We start from the raw sequence: 14,476 nt of genomic DNA, 5'->3' as shown, positions 1-14,476 counted from the left end.
GAGAGGTCACTCGCCTGCGGGCTCCAGCGCACGCACGACGAGCAGGTTGTCGGGGAACATGTACGGCGCCCCGAGCGCGTAGGGGTCTTCCTCGCTGGGCCAACCCGTGAAGAACTCGGTCCGGTACTGGAACCAGTTCGGGCTCTGCAGCAGCGGGATGATCGGCAGCTCCTCGACGACGATGTTCTCGAGTCCCTGGATCGCCTCGAGCTGGACCTCGGGGTCGTTCGTGGACTCGTAGGCGTCGAAGAACGCGTCCGACTCGGCGTCGTACCACCGCGCGAAGTTGTTGACGGCGGCCTCGCCCTCGGCCACCTCGAACTCCGAGCTCATCATCGACCGGTACATGAAGTACGGGGCGGTGCCGGCCGCGACGGACCCGAGGGTCAGGTCGTAGTTGCCGCCGTTGCGCTGGTCGACCCAGGACTGGAACGCGACACCCTGCGGAGCGAGCTGGACGCCGATCTCCGCGAGCTGCTCCTGGAGGAGGCCGGCGATCGTGACCCAGTCGGTCCAGTCGGACGGGATGATCAGGTCGAAGCTGAGCGGCGTGCCGTCGGGCGCGGTCCGGACGCCGTCGGCACCCATCGCGTAGCCCGCGTCGTCGAGGATCGAGTTCGCCTCGTCGACGTCACGGACGTACTCGGCGTCCGCCAGGTCCGGGTCCATCATCGCGTCGAACGCCGGGAGCGGCAGACCGGTCGGGTGCGCCGGCGGCGTGTAGCTCTGCATCGCCGTGGAGGACAGCTGGTCGCGGTCGACCGCGAGCGAGAGCGCCTGCCGGAACGCGACGTCGTTCATCGGTGCGCGCTGCTGGTTGACGAACAGGCCCACGATGCCGTCGCCGGGGTACCAGTACTTGTTGTGCTCGGCGTCCTTGCTGACGTAGATGTCGTCGATGTTCGCGACGAACCCGCCGGACCACTGCAGCTCGTTCCTGCTGAGTGCGACGTTGAACGTGTCGGCGCTGGAGGCAGGGAACGAGATCGTCTCGACCTCGTAGTTGTCGGCGTCCCAGTAGTTCGGGTTCTGCGCGAAGTCGTACACCTGGTCCGTGAACCGGTCGACGACGTACGGCCCGGTGCCCACGGGGTCGGCGTTCAGGAACTCGACGGGGTCCTGCTCGGCGAAGACGTGCTCGGGCAGCGTGATCGTGTTCCCGAGCTGCGGGGCGCGCGAGTACATCGTCTCGCCGAACGTGATGACGGCCGTCCGCTCGTCCGTCGCCTCGGCGTCGGTGACGGGCAGCGCGCCGGTGTTCGTCGCGGGGTTGTCGCGGTACAGGAGGAACGTGAAGACGACGTCGTCAGCGGTGAACGGTTCCTCGTCGTTCCACTGCACGCCCTCGCGCAGCGTGAACGTGACCTGGGTGCCGTCCTCGTTGAACTCCATGCTCTCGGCGAGCCACGGCTCGCCCTCGCCCGGCTTCATCGGCGTGTACGCGATGAGCGGCTCGTAGACCAGGCCACGCGTCCCGGGGAGGACGGACGGTGAGAGGGGGTTGAAGTTCTCCTGGTACGTCGGCGCCGTGTTCGCGTGGACGGTGAGCACCTCCTGCTCACCGCCGGCCGCACCGTCGTCGCCGTCGTCTGAGGCCCCGCCCCCGGAGGAGCAGGCCGTCAGGACGAGGGCGAGCGCGGCCGCCGTGGCGCCGAGCGCGGCGAGGCGAGGACGTCGCCTGGACGTTCGGGGATCGAGGTGTCGGGTCACTGCGTGCCTCCTAGGCATCGATGGCTGGGTGGGTCGAGCGAGTCATGACGTCGAAGGTGCGCGTGACGTCGAAGCCGCTGCGCCGGTAGAGCGTCGCGGCGGGCGACGTGGCCCCAGTCCACAGGAACCACGCGGAGTGGGCGCCCTCGCGGCGCATCGCGGCGAGCGTCTCGTGCAGGAGCACCGCGCCGAGCCCGCCTCCGCGGACGTCGGGGTCGACCCCGAACGGTCCGAAGCGGTCGATCCCCGCGGCGGGGTACGCGGCGTACGTCGCGAAGCCGATGACGGGGCCGGCGGCGCCCTCGCGCGCGACGATCACGCGCTCGGGGTGGCGGTGCCGCCCGACGGAGGCTCGCAGCACCTCGCCCCAGTCGGGTGCGAGACGCTGCGAGGCGAACGCCGCGATCTCGGGGATCTCGGCCAGCCGGGCCGGGGCGAACGTGCGCCCCTCGCTCTCGAGGCGGGCACGCAGCTCCCGCACCGACGCGGGCACCCGGTAGGTCGCGAGCGGCGCGTCCATCGCGACGGGCCGGGACGCGACGTCGAACCCGCACCGCTCGAGCAGCCGCACGGCGTCGGGGAACTGCACGGCGTCGACGCCCGGCGTGAGGTAGGCGGGCGGGTAACCGCTGACGACGAGCGTCGTTGCCCCGGCGCGGGCGAGGTAGTCCGCGGCCGCCGTGAGCAGGCGTGCCCCCAGCCCGCGACGCCGGTGGTCGGGGTGGACGGCGAACCAGGTGATCCATCCGGTCTCCGGGTCCACCGGCATCGCGCCGGAGCGCCCGAGCGTCCGCCCGGCGTGCCGAGCGTGCACGGCGTGCACGGCGCCGACGACCCTGCCGTCCTCGACGGCGACGATCAGACCCTCGGGGTCGAAGTTGGGCTCCAGGAGCACGTAGTCGCCGAACCACGACGCGCTCGGGGCGTCCGGCCCCAGTGCGTCGACGAGTAGGGCCAGGACGCCGTCGGCATCCTCAGCGCGAAAGGCGCGCACCTCGTTCATCCCCGACCTTCCGTCCCCGATGCGGCCCCCTCACCGCGTGTTCATCTGCACGTCAACGTACGGTTCACGGCACGTGCATGTCAATCATTTACGTGTTACGAATCGGTTGCGTCATTCGGCTACCGGACTCCGGCGCGAACGCCACGGCGCGCTCCGTCCGACCCAGGGCGCCGCGCAGCTGGAGCTGCGCCGAGTAGTAGTCGATGTAGCGGAAGCCGTACGTCTCGCCGCGCGCGAACGCCTGCCCGCTGATCGCCGCGTGCCACCGGGTGAAGGCCTCCTCGCCGACCGGCGCGTGCCGGTCGGCCACGAAGCCGTGGTCGTCCTCCCAGTTCTCGCAGTGCAGCACCCTCGGCACCCCGTGCCTGGTGGTCGCTGGCGTCTCGCCGTCCTCCTCCACCCCCGGCAGGCCGGCGAGGAACCGGGCGCGGATCGCGATCCGGGCGGCGTGCTCGTGGTCGGTGTGGATGCTGTGGACCCAGTGCGCGAGCAGGATGTCCGGACGCAGCTCACGGATGATCCGCGCGAGCCGCATCGCGACGTCGTCGTCAGCGGTCAGGAAACCGTCGCTGAGATCGTCGAAGCACGTGAACTCCGCGCCGATCCCCGCGGCGAACGCCTCCCCCTCGGCGATCTTCTGCAGCCGGTACTCGGCCGGCGTCAGCCGGGGGTGGCCCCGCTCCCCCGGCGTGAGCGCGACGAGCGCCGAGCGCCCGCCGTCGAGCACGTTCTGAGCGAGGTACGGGCCCGCCGCGAGGTCCATGTCGCCGATGTGCGCGCCGACGGCGAGCACGGTGAGAGAGGTCATGAGCGCAACTCCTGGGCTGCTGCGTAGGTGGACTTGAGGGCGTCGACGGTCTGGTCGTACCGGCGCTGGGCGACGCCGACGAAGATGCAGTCGACGATCATCAGCTGCGCGATCCGGGAGGCCATCGCCCCGGACCGGAACTGCGTCTCGCGCACCGAGGTGACGAGCACGATGTCCGCCGCCCGGGCGAGCGCCGACTCGGCGGAGTTCGTCACGGCGACGGTCCGGGCACCGTGCTTGCCGGCGGTCGCGAGGAAGGCCAGGGCCTCGCGCGTGGCGCCGCTGTGCGAGAACGCGACGGCGACATCGCCCGGCGAGCTCAGCGCAGCCGCCGTCACGGCGTCGTGCGGGTCGTCGAACGTGAACGCGACGCGTCCGATCCGGAAGAGCTTGCGCTGGAGGTCGGCCGCGCTCGAACCGCTCGAGCCGACGCCGTACGTCACGCTCCGGCCGGCGGTGTCGATGGCGTCGACGACGCGCTCCAGGTGCTCGATGTCCAGGCTGGCGAGCGTCTCCTCGATCCCGAGCGTGTCGGTGAACGCGATCTTCGCCGCCATCGCGGCGAGCCCGTCCTCGGCCAGGATGTCCGCCCCGTGGTCGCCGAGCTCGCCGCGCTGGGCGTTCTCGCGGCCGATCTCGGTGGCGAGCTCGAGCCGCAGCTGCACGTACCCGGTCAGCCCGAGCGTCCGGCAGAACCGGACGATGGTGGTCTCCGACGTCTCGCACTGCGAGGCGAGCTCGCTGATGGTCTTCTCCAGCACCACCTGGGGACGCTCGAGGATCGCCTCCGCGACCCGCCGCATCGACGGCGCGAACTGGTCGAGCCGAGACTGGATCGAGCTCTGGATGCTCATCGCTCACCTGCTTCTTCCGAGGGCGTGGCGCGAGGATAGAGCCGGACCGACTCGGGCGGCTCGAGCGGCTCGGGGCTCGCGGCGAGGACAGCCGCGAGGTCCTGCCCGGCGTCGATCCCGGTACGCAGGGCCGGCGACCCCCAGAGGAGGTCGGCGAACGGCGGCCGTCCCGCCTCGCTCTGCTGCCGCCACAGCGGCTCGTCGGGCGCCACGCGCCGTGCGACGGCGAGCAGCTCGAACCCGATGCCCAGCGGATCGAGGTCCTCGGGCCGCGTGACGTGCAGCTGCACGCCGCCGCACAGCTCGCCCGCGTGCTTGGAGAACACCGGCCGGAACCACGCCTCGCGGACGGCGACGCCGGGCAGCTCCCGCTCGGCGAGCGCGTCGGCGAAGCGTCCGTCGAGCCAGGGCGCGCCGACCGTCTCGAACGGCGACGTCGTCCCCCGGCCCTCCGACAGGAGCGTCCCCTCGACCAGGCACGTACCCGGGTAGAGCCGCGCCGTCGTCGGGCTGGGCATGTTCGGCGACGGCGGCACCCAGGTCATCCCGGTGGCGGCGGCGTCGCCGGTGGCGTCGCCCGGCCCGTCCATCGCGACGACGTCGAGAGCGACCTCGCGCCCGGTCCGCGCCGGCACGAACTCGGCGGCGAACCAGCGGGCGAGCTCCCCGATCGTCAGGCCGTGCACGAGCGGGACGTTCTCGCGGCCGACGAAGCTCGCGCACTCCTCGAGCAGGCCCGGCCCGGCCGCGCGGCCGGCGCCGATCGGGTTCGGGCGGTCGAGGACGGTGACCGCGAGCGAGGCGTTCGCCGCGGCACACATCACGTCGAGCATCGTCCAGATGTAGGTGTAGAACCGGGAGCCGATGTCCTGCAGGTCCAGGACGATGCGGGCGGCACCGGTCCCGGCGAGCAGCCGCTCCAGCGCCTCCCCCTCCACGAGGTACGTGTCCACGATCGGGATGCCGGTGCGGACGTCCGGCGCCCCCGCCTCGCTCTCGCCCGCCTGCACGGCACCCCAGTAGCCGTGCTCCGGCACGCAGATGGCGCGGATGTCGACGCCGCCGAGAGCCGCGAGCGCGTCGACGCCGCGACGCAGGTCGGCGGTCACCGACGTGTAGTTGCACACCATGGCGATCGGCTCGGCACCGAGGAGGCCCGGGTCCTCGACGGCTCGGTCGAGACCCGTGCGGACGAGAGCGGTGCGGCGCGCGAACGTTGTCGTCGCTGACAGGGAGGGCATGGTCATCAATTTACGTAGGACAATGCTCGCACGTCAATCATTGACGTCCCGTCGAGCCGCCGTCATCAGCCCGAGTCGAGCGCCCACCCGATGACCAGCACGTAGATCGGGAAGTAGACCATCACGTACAGGACGACGAGGAGCACCGCGTGCGCGCCGACGAAGCGGACCAGCTCACGCATCCGGCCCCGCGGCCGCAGGTACGCGACCAGCCGGCTCACCACGAGCCACGGGCGGGCCGCGTCCCAGCTGTTGAACCTCAGGCGGCGGCCGAGGTAGACGCCGAGGCAGCCGAGCACGAGCACCCCCGCCGTCACCGCCCACGACCACCACGGCGGCGTGGCCGGGATCTCTCCCGCGGCCCGGAACACGATGGCGAACGTCTGCACGAACGCCAGCGCCACGATGGCGTTGACGATCCCCGACAGGGTGAGCGTCAGCGTCATCACGATGTCGAACCACAACGGGACGGCATCGTCCGAGCGTCGGTGGGAGAAGTTCAGCTCGGTGATCAGGTACACGGAGTTCGGGAAGAAGACGACGAACGCCAGCCCGCTGACGATGAGGTACGCCACGGGCAGCCGCACGCGACCGGGTTCCGCGGCGAGCAGCACGAGCGTGCCCACGATCATCCCGATCGCGAGCAGGATCGGGATCGTCGACAGCGCGACGTTGAGCAGCATCGGTCGGTACAGGCGCGTCCCCCACGCGCGGGAACGGACGACGATCAGGACGACGGCGTAGACGTTGAGCGCCAGGACGCCGAGGCCACCGACGGCGATCGCCTGGCCGATCATCGCGGGTTCACGCGGGAACGACCCAGATCGCGTGGGCCGCGGGCAGCGCGAGCGGGACGCTGGTCTCGGACGCCGCGCCGTCGTCGCCGCTGGCCTCCCCACCTCGCACGCGCAGCCCGAGCAGTGCCGCGCCGTCGTTGCGCTCGACGACGCTCACGTGCGCGTCGGGGACGAGACCGACCTCGGCGAAGTACTGCAGGAGGTCACCCGCGGCGTCGGACACGCGCGTGACGACGCCGCCCTCCCCCACCGCCAGGTCGCTCACCGGCCGGGCCGCCGGGATCCGGATCTCGCCGTCGGCGGTCGGGATCGGGTCGCCGTGCGGGTCCCGCTCGGGGTGCCCCAGGTGCGCGGCGATCCGCTCGACGAACGCGTCCGAGACCGCGTGCTCGAGCACCTCGGCCTCGTCGTGCACCTCGTCCCACGAGTACCCGAACGTCTCGACGAGCAGCGTCTCGATGAGGCGGTGGCGGCGCACGACGGCGAGCGCCACCTCGCGGCCCGCGTCCGTCAGCGCGATCTGGCCGTACCGCGGGTGGTCGATGAGACCGGCCTCGCTGAGCTTGCGGACCCCCTCCGACACGGTCCCCGCGGTGACGCCGAGGCGCTCCGCGAGGCGCTTCGTCGTCAGCGGCGCGTCCGACCACTCCTGCGCGTTCCACACGAGCTTGAGGTAGTCCTGCGCGACGGCGGACACGTCTGACGCACGTGAAGGGCTCGTCATACCCCCGAGCGTAGGGCCGCCTCGGCGGAGGCAGCGTGCGCCGTCGGCCCGCCCGCCGGGCGTCGGCGGCGCAGCTGGGTCACGAGGGCGACGACGCCGAAGAGCACACCCTGGGCGAGGACCACCGCTCCGCCGCTCGAGACACCCGCGTAGTAGCTGAGGTACAGGCCGACGACCGCGCAGGCCAGCGCCGTCGCCGGAGCCACGACGAGCATGACGCCGAAGCGCTCCGTGAGCAGCCGCGCCGTCGCGCCGGGGATCACGAGCATCGCGACGACGAGGATGACGCCGATCGCCTGGAGCGCGACGACGATCGTCAGCGCCAGCAGCCCGAGCAGCAGTGCCGCGATCCGGCGCGGGGACAGGCCGATCGCGTGCGCGTACGTCGGGTCGAACGCGTACAGCGTGAGGTCGCGCCGCTTGACCAGGAGCACCGTCGTCGTGACGGCCGCGAGCGCGAGCACCTGGATCGTGTCGGCGACGGAGACGCCGAGCACGTTGCCGAGCAGGATGTGCTGGAGGTCGACCTGGGCGGGGTTGAGCGAGACCAGCACGAGACCGAGCGCGAACAACGTCGTGAACACCACGCCGATGGCGGCGTCCTCCGCCAGGCGCGTCCGGTCGCGGACGACGCCGATCAGCCCCGCGGCCGCGAGGCCGAACGCGAGGGCGCCGAGCGTGAACGGGACGCCGACGACGTACGCGAGCACGACCCCGGGGAGCACGGCGTGCGACAGCGCGTCCCCCATGAGCGACCAGCCGATGAGGACGAGCCAGCACGACAGGAGCGCGCACACGATCGCTGCGGCCGCCGTCACGAGGAACGCGCGCTGCATGAGGCCGAGCGCGAGCGGGTCGACGAGCACGTCGATCACATGACTCATCCCCGCGCCCCCACGCCCGGCACCTCGCGCCGCTCCTCGGACTCGACGAACACGCGAGCCAGCACCTCGGGGGCCAGCACCTCGGCCGGGGTGCCGCGCGCGACGACGTGCCGCTGGAGCAGCACCGCGTCGTCCGCGAGACCCGGGAGCGCGACGAGGTCGTGGCTCGCGATCAGCACCGCCGCGCCGTCGTCGGCCCGCTGGCGGAGGACCCGCGAGATCGTGCGCTCGCTGACGACGTCGACGCCCGCGAACGGCTCGTCGAGCAGCAGGACCTGCGCGCGCTGGGCGAGCACGCGGGCGACGAACGCCCGCTTGCGCTGGCCGCCCGAGAGTCGCCCGATCTGGCGGTGGGCGAGGTCCTCCAGGTCGACGGCGTCGAGCGCCTCGGCGAGGGCGGCGTGGTCGGGTGCGCGCAGTCGCCGGGTAGGCCCGAGCCCCGCGTACCTGCCCATGGCGACGACGTCGCGCACCGCGAGCGGGAAACCCTGGTCGACCTCCTCCGACTGCGGGACGAAGCCCAGCACCCCGCGCCGCCGGGCACGCGCGAGCGGCGCGCCGTCGTACGTCACGACGCCACCAGCGAGCGGGACCAGCCCCATGATCGCCTTGAACAGCGTGGACTTGCCCGAGCCGTTCGTGCCCACCAGGCCGGTGATCCGGCCGGGCACGAGGGTCAGGTCCGCCCCGTCGAGCGCCGTCACGTCGCCGTAGCGGACGACGGCGCCGCGCACCTCGAGCGTGCCGCTCACCGTGCCCCTCCCGCCAGGCCCTCGGCGATGACCTCGAGATCGTGCGCGAGCAGGTCCAGGTACGTGGGGACCTCGCCGTCGGCCTCCGACAGGGAGTCCACGTAGAGCGGGCCCGCGAGGCGTGCTCCCGACTCGGCGGCCACCTGGGACTGCACGGCGTCCGAGACGGTCGACTCGCAGAACACGGCCGGGAGCTCGCGCTCGATGACGAGCCGCGTGACGTCGGCGACGTGCTGCGCCGTCGGGTCGGCGTCGGCGTTGACCGGCCACAGGTACGCCTCCTCGAGGCCGATGTCCCGCGCCAGGTAGCTGAACGCGCCCTCGCACGTCACGAGAAGGCGATGCTCGGGCGGGATGCCGGCCAGCACGTCGTCGGCCCGCGTGCCGATCTCCTCGATCCGGTCCACGTAGCCGTCGGCGTTGCGCGCGTAGTCGCCGGCATGCGCCGGGTCGAGCTCCGCGAACGCCTCGGCCATCGCGTGCACGTAGTGGACGGCGCCCTCGGGGCTCATCCAGGCGTGCGGGTTGACGTCGTCGGTCCCCGCGATCGGCACCGTCGCGAGGCCCTCGCTGAGCGTGACCGACGGCGTGCCGGTGCGGTCGGTGAAGCGCGTGAACCACGCTTCCAGACCGAGCCCGTTGTCCAGGATCAGATCGGCGCCCTGGGCCCGCACGACGTCCTGCGCGGTCGGCTCGTACCCGTGGATCTCCGCACCCACGGGCACGATCGAGGCCACGTCGAGGTGGTCGCCCGCGACGTTGGCGGCCATGTCCCCGAGCACGCTGAACGTCGTGAGCACGAGCGGGCGCTCGCCGTCGGTGCCCGCGGGCTCGCCGCCCGACTCCGTGAACGCGGCGCACCCGGCGACGGCGGCCGCCGCGCCGAGCAGCAGGGCAGCTGCACGGACGACGCGGAAGTTTGGGCCACCGAACATTCGCCTACGGTAGCGCAAACACCATCGCGGCGGCAGGTGGCCCGGGGGCGTGTCACCAGTCGGCGCTGGCCGCCTCGAAGTCCTCGTCGAGCATGCCCATGATGATCGCGTCGGCCCAGCGGCCGGGGTGATCCGGATCGGGGTACACCTCCCGCTGCCGCCCCTCGACGACGAAGCCCAGGCTCTCGTAGAGAGACTGCGCGCGCGGGTTGATCGACAGGACGTCGAGGCCGACGCGGTGCAGCCCGAGGCCCTCGGGCGGGGGCGCGAACGCGAACCGCAGCACGAGCTGCATCGCTTCCCGTCCGTAGCCCCGCCCGCGGTGACCCGCATCGACGGCGAGCCTCAGGGTGGCGGACCGGGCGTCGTCGTCGAGGTTGTTGAGGACGATCTCGCCGCGGTAGGCGTCGCCGTCATGCGTGATCGCCCAGTCGAAGCGGCCCGGGCGGTCCGCGATCGTCGCGGCCCACTCGTCGATCTGCTCGCGGGTGAATGTCGCGGTCGTGCCGGTGAGGCGCATCGACTCGGCGTCGTCGAGGCCGTCCCACATGGCGTCGGCGTCCTGGGGTCCGAGCGGGCGGAGTCGCACCATGTCGCCCTCGAGGACGGGAACGAGACGTGTCTGAGAGGTCATGACGTCGATCCTCGCCGGATAGGCTCGCGGCTGGTAGCCACTCCTCCGACAGCGAAACGAGGTCCCGTGACGCGCGCCCGCGCCCACCGGCTGGCCCGGAGACTCGGGCTCGGCGAGGTGCTCCTCGTCCGGCGCACGTACGTGCCGCCGTGGCTGCGGGCGATGTTCTGGGTGCCGGCGCTGCTGCTCGTGTGGGTGAACGTCTCCGACCCGCTCGTCGCCCCGCTGGCGAACGTCCTGCTCACGGGTGGCTTCGTGCTCGTCGCGATCGGGGCCGCCGAGCTCGTCGCCGCCGACCACCTCGTCGTCACCCGCGGCGGCCTGCTCCTCGGGACGTTCTGGCCGGGCTTCACGCCCTACCTGATCCGCTGGGACGACGTCGACCCCGCCACGATCCGGGTCGCCACGCCGGGACGCCTCTTCGTGCGGCACACCGGCTCCGGCTTCTCGTTCACCCGGCGCATGGTCGGCTGGCCGAGGTACGTGCTCAGCCTCGACGGCCCTCCGCTCGGGCTCGCGCGCCTCCGCCGCCCCGCCGTCGTGCCGCCGGGCACTCAGGTGCGGACGGCGCTGTGGTCGTTCGGCATCGGGCGGGACCCCGGTGACGTGGTCGCCGCGATCGACGCGGCGCTGTCACCGCGGCTGCCGCCGGACGAGGCCGAGGTGCTGCGGCACGAGCTCGCGACGCCGCTCGTGCTCGACGCGCACACGCCGCCGGAGGCGATCCCGGGGAACGCACCCGCACGCTGAGGGAACCCTCTCGGGGAGGGGTCAGCGCACCCGCACGCTGAGGGAACCCTCTCGGGGAAGGGGTCAGCGCACCCGCTCGAGCACGAGCTCGCGCACGCGTCCGGCGTCGGCCTGCCCGCGGGTCGCCTTCATGACGGCGCCGATGATCGCGCCGACAGGCCCGAGGTTGCCGCCGCGGATCTTCTCGGCGATGTCCGGCTGCGCGGCGAGCGCGGCGTCGATCGCCTCGAGCAGCGCACCGTCGTCCGAGACGACCTCGAGACCCCGGGCGACGACGACCTCCTCCGGACGCCCCTCCCCCGCGAGCACGCCCTCGAGCGCCTGCCGGGCGAGCTTGTCGTTGATCCGGCCCGCGTCGACGAGCGCCTGCAGCTCGGCGACGTGCTCCGGCGTGACCGGCAGCTCCTCCAGCGCGACCTCGTCGGCGTTCGCGCGCCGGGCGAGCTCGCCCATCCACCACTTCCGGGCGGCGGCGGGTGCCGCGCCGGCGACGACCGTGGCCTCGATGAGCTCCACGGCGCCGGCGTTCACGACGTCGCGCATCTCCGTGCCGGAGAAGCCCCACTCGCCGAGCAGGCGACGACGGCGGTCCGCGGGCGGTTCCGGGAGGCTCGCGCGGATCTCCTCGATCCAGGCGCGCTCCGGTGCGAGCGGCACGAGGTCGGGCTCGGGGAAGTACCGGTAGTCCTCGGCGTCCGACTTCACCCGGCCGGGCGACGTCGAGCCGTCCGTCTCGTGGAAGTGGCGCGTCTCCTGGATGACCGGCCCACCGGCGTCGAGCACCGCCGCCTGCCGCGAGATCTCGTACCGCACGGCGCGCTCGACGCTGCGGAAGGAGTTGACGTTCTTCGTCTCCGTGCGGGTGCCGAGCGGGGAGTCCGGCGACGGCCGCAGCGAGACGTTGACGTCGGCGCGCACGTTCCCGCGCTCCATCCGCGCCTCCGAGACGCCGAGCGAGCGGAAGATGTCCCGCAGCGTGCGCACGTACGCCCGGGCCACCTCCGGCGCCCGCGCCCCCGTTCCCGGGATCGGCCGGGTGACGATCTCGACGAGCGGGATGCCGGCGCGGTTGTAGTCGACGAGGGAGTACTCGGCGCCCTGCAGACGTCCGGTGCTGCCGCCGACGTGCGTGTTCTTGCCGGCGTCCTCCTCCATGTGCGCGCGCTCGATCTCGACGCGCACGACCTCGCCGTCGTCGAGCTCGACGTCGATCCACCCGTCGTGCGCGATCGGCTCGTCGTACTGGGACGTCTGGAAGTTCTTCGGCACGTCCGGGTAGAAGTAGTTCTTCCGGGCGAACCGGCACAGCTCGGCGATCTCGCAGTTGAGCGCCAGTCCGATGCGGATCGCGTACTCGACGGCCGTCCGGTTCACCACGGGCAGCGCGCCCGGCAGCCCGAGCGACACCGGCGTGACCTGGGTGTTCGGCTCGGCACCGAACGTGACGGGTGCGCCGTCGAACATCTTCGTCACGGTGCCCAGCTCGACGTGCACCTCGATGCCGAGCACGGGGTCGTAGCGCTCGACCGCCTCGTCGAACGGGACGAGGGCGTTCGTCTGCGTGCTCACGCGGACACCTCCAGCTCAGGGGCGCGCTCCAGCAGGTGGCCGCCCCAGGATTCGACGAGCAGCGCTTCGAGCGCGGCTCCCACGCGGTACAGGCGGGCGTCCTCGCGGGCCGGCGCCAGGATCTGGAACCCGGTGGGCAGGCCCGCGGCGTCGGTCCCGTTCGGGATCGAGATGCCCGGGATGCCGGCGAGGTTGGCCGGGATCGTCGCGACGTCGTTGAGGTACATCGCCATCGGGTCGTCGAGCTTCTCGCCGAGCCGGAACGCGGTGGTCGGCGCCGTCGGCGACACGAGCACGTCCACCTCGGCGAACGCTGCCGCGAAGTCACGCTGGATGAGCGTGCGGACCTTCTGCGCGCTGCCGTAGTACGCGTCGTAGTACCCGGCGGAGAGCGCATAGGTGCCGAGGATGATGCGGCGCTTCGCCTCGTCGCCGAACCCCGCGCCGCGGGTCGCGGCCATGACGCGCTCCGCCGTCACCGGCCCGTCCGAGGGCTCCACCCGCAGCCCGTACCGCATGCCGTCGAACTTCGCGAGGTTGCTCGACGCCTCGGCGGGAAGGATGAGGTAGTACGCGGCGAGCGCGGCGTCGAAGCTCGGGCAGCTGACCTCGACGACCTCCGCCCCGATGCGCTGCAACGCCTCGACGCTGGCGTCGAACGCGGCGCGGACCTCCGACTGGTACCCCTCGCCGCCGAGCTCGCGGACGACGCCGACGCGCAGGCCGGTCAGGTCCCGGCGGGCGCCGTCGTGCGCGGCGGCCACGAACCCGGTGGCCTCGCCCGGCAGCGACGTCGAGTCGGCCGGGTCGTGCCCGCCGATGACCTCGTGCAGCAGCGCGGCGTCGAGTACCGTGCGCGTGCACGGGCCGGCCTGGTCGAGGCTGGAGGCGAGCGCGATGAGCCCGTACCGCGACACCGACCCGTACGTCGGCTTGACGCCGACCGTGCCGGTGACGGCCGCCGGCTGCCGGATGGAGCCGCCCGTGTCGGTCCCGATCGCGAGCGGCGCCTCGTACGCGGCGACGGCCGCGGCGCTCCCCCCGCCGGAGCCGCCCGGGATCCGATCGAGGTCCCACGGGTTGCGCGTCGGGCCGAACGCGGAGTGCTCCGTGCTCGAGCCCATGGCGAACTCGTCCATGTTCGTCTTGCCGAGGATCGGCATGCCCGCCGCGCGCAGGCGCGTGACGAGCGTCGCGTCGTACGGCGGCACCCAGTCCGCCAGGATGCGGGAGCCCGCCGTCGTCGGCTGGCCCCTGGTCACGACGACGTCCTTGACGGCGATCGGCACGCCCGCGAGCGCGGGGAGGTCGTCACCGGCCGCCCGCGCCGCGTCGACGGCGGCCGCGGCTGCGAGGGCCGGCGCGCCGTCCGTGTGCAGGAACGCGTGCACGGCGTCGTCGACGGCGCCGATGCGGTCCAGGTGCGCCTGCGTCACCTCGACGCTGCTCACCTCGCCGCCCTCGAGGAGCGCTGCGAGCTCGGCGGCCGTGCGCCGGGTCAGCGTGGCGTCGCTCATCACTCCTCCCCGAGGATCTGCGGGACGGCGAACTTGCCGTCCGCGGCCTCGGGCGCCGACGCGAGCACCTCGCCGCGGTCGAGCGTCGGGGCGGCGACGTCGTCGCGCCACACGTTCGTCAAGGGGATCGGGTGGGACGTCGCGGGGACGTCGTCGCCCGCAACCTCGCTCACGCGCGCGACCGCGGAGGCGATGACCTCGAGCTCGCCCGCGTAGCGCTCGAGCTCGGCCGGCGTCAGGTCGATCCGGGCGAGGTTCGCCAGGCGCGCGACCTCGTCGGTGGTGAAGGTGGACATGG

The 14,476-nt window shown here is 72.7% G+C and carries 15 protein-coding genes; 1 reads left to right on the top strand and 14 read right to left on the bottom strand.

The genetic code is table 11. The features are described from left to right. Positions 1-6 precede the first annotated feature (6 nt). The 11 genes from BCAV_RS07020 to BCAV_RS06970 form a co-directional block, all read right to left on the bottom strand. Complete coding sequence (locus BCAV_RS07020) at positions 7-1,710, bottom strand: ABC transporter substrate-binding protein (protein WP_015881896.1); 1,704 nt, start codon at positions 1,708-1,710, stop codon at positions 7-9. Positions 1,711-1,720: 10 nt separating this feature from the next. Then, a complete protein-coding gene (locus tag BCAV_RS07015; protein WP_015881895.1) occupies positions 1,721-2,713 on the bottom strand; it encodes a GNAT family N-acetyltransferase in 993 nt (330 codons plus the stop codon). Positions 2,714-2,801: 88 nt separating this feature from the next. Continuing rightward, entirely contained in the window at positions 2,802-3,521 is a 720-nt protein-coding gene (locus tag BCAV_RS07010) for a PIG-L deacetylase family protein (RefSeq protein ID WP_015881894.1), read from the bottom strand. Beyond that, the gene (locus BCAV_RS07005; protein ID WP_015881893.1) at positions 3,518-4,375 is read right to left on the bottom strand and encodes a MurR/RpiR family transcriptional regulator; all 858 of its coding nucleotides are present in this window, start codon (positions 4,373-4,375) and stop codon (positions 3,518-3,520) included. Before BCAV_RS07005 ends, BCAV_RS07010 begins: the two co-directional genes overlap by 4 nt. Then, entirely contained in the window at positions 4,372-5,616 is a 1,245-nt protein-coding gene (locus BCAV_RS07000) for an exo-beta-N-acetylmuramidase NamZ family protein (RefSeq protein WP_085970048.1), read from the bottom strand. The genes BCAV_RS07005 and BCAV_RS07000 overlap by 4 nt, the downstream gene beginning before the upstream one ends. A 65-nt stretch (positions 5,617-5,681) precedes the next feature. Beyond that, on the bottom strand, positions 5,682-6,413 hold the full coding sequence (locus BCAV_RS06995; RefSeq protein WP_015881891.1) for a DUF1361 domain-containing protein: 732 nt from the start codon (positions 6,411-6,413) through the stop codon (positions 5,682-5,684). Positions 6,414-6,420: 7 nt separating this feature from the next. Continuing rightward, positions 6,421-7,137 (bottom strand): metal-dependent transcriptional regulator, encoded by a 717-nt coding sequence (locus tag BCAV_RS06990; RefSeq protein WP_015881890.1) that lies wholly within the window; start codon positions 7,135-7,137, stop codon positions 6,421-6,423. After that, positions 7,134-8,021: a metal ABC transporter permease gene (locus BCAV_RS06985; RefSeq protein ID WP_015881889.1), complete on the bottom strand. Its 888-nt coding sequence runs from the start codon at positions 8,019-8,021 to the stop codon at positions 7,134-7,136. The genes BCAV_RS06990 and BCAV_RS06985 overlap by 4 nt, the downstream gene beginning before the upstream one ends. Next, positions 8,018-8,773: a metal ABC transporter ATP-binding protein gene (locus BCAV_RS06980; RefSeq protein ID WP_015881888.1), complete on the bottom strand. Its 756-nt coding sequence runs from the start codon at positions 8,771-8,773 to the stop codon at positions 8,018-8,020. Before BCAV_RS06980 ends, BCAV_RS06985 begins: the two co-directional genes overlap by 4 nt. Then, positions 8,770-9,708, bottom strand: a complete 939-nt coding sequence (locus BCAV_RS06975) for a metal ABC transporter substrate-binding protein (RefSeq protein WP_015881887.1) — start codon at positions 9,706-9,708, stop codon at positions 8,770-8,772. The genes BCAV_RS06980 and BCAV_RS06975 overlap by 4 nt, the downstream gene beginning before the upstream one ends. A 52-nt stretch (positions 9,709-9,760) precedes the next feature. After that, positions 9,761-10,342 (bottom strand): GNAT family N-acetyltransferase, encoded by a 582-nt coding sequence (locus BCAV_RS06970; protein ID WP_015881886.1) that lies wholly within the window; start codon positions 10,340-10,342, stop codon positions 9,761-9,763. A gap of 66 nt (positions 10,343-10,408) precedes the next feature. On the opposite strand from BCAV_RS06970, the gene BCAV_RS06965 reads away from it, so the two are divergent. Next, positions 10,409-11,092: a hypothetical protein gene (locus BCAV_RS06965; protein ID WP_015881885.1), complete on the top strand. Its 684-nt coding sequence runs from the start codon at positions 10,409-10,411 to the stop codon at positions 11,090-11,092. A gap of 63 nt (positions 11,093-11,155) precedes the next feature. On the opposite strand, the gene gatB is transcribed toward BCAV_RS06965, so the two are convergent. From gatB to gatC, 3 genes are read right to left on the bottom strand one after another with little or no spacing between them, the layout of a single operon-like run. Further along, complete coding sequence (gene gatB / locus BCAV_RS06960; protein ID WP_015881884.1) at positions 11,156-12,661, bottom strand: Asp-tRNA(Asn)/Glu-tRNA(Gln) amidotransferase subunit GatB; 1,506 nt, start codon at positions 12,659-12,661, stop codon at positions 11,156-11,158. Further along, positions 12,658-14,178: an Asp-tRNA(Asn)/Glu-tRNA(Gln) amidotransferase subunit GatA gene (gene gatA, locus BCAV_RS06955; protein ID WP_015881883.1), complete on the bottom strand. Its 1,521-nt coding sequence runs from the start codon at positions 14,176-14,178 to the stop codon at positions 12,658-12,660. Before gatA ends, gatB begins: the two co-directional genes overlap by 4 nt. Further along, entirely contained in the window at positions 14,178-14,474 is a 297-nt protein-coding gene (gene gatC / locus BCAV_RS06950) for an Asp-tRNA(Asn)/Glu-tRNA(Gln) amidotransferase subunit GatC (protein ID WP_015881882.1), read from the bottom strand. Before gatC ends, gatA begins: the two co-directional genes overlap by 1 nt. Positions 14,475-14,476 lie beyond the last annotated feature (2 nt).

This window comes from Beutenbergia cavernae DSM 12333, assembly GCF_000023105.1.
In the GTDB taxonomy this organism is placed as follows: domain Bacteria; phylum Actinomycetota; class Actinomycetes; order Actinomycetales; family Beutenbergiaceae; genus Beutenbergia; species Beutenbergia cavernae.
This window is presented reverse-complemented; position numbering and strand designations above follow the sequence as displayed.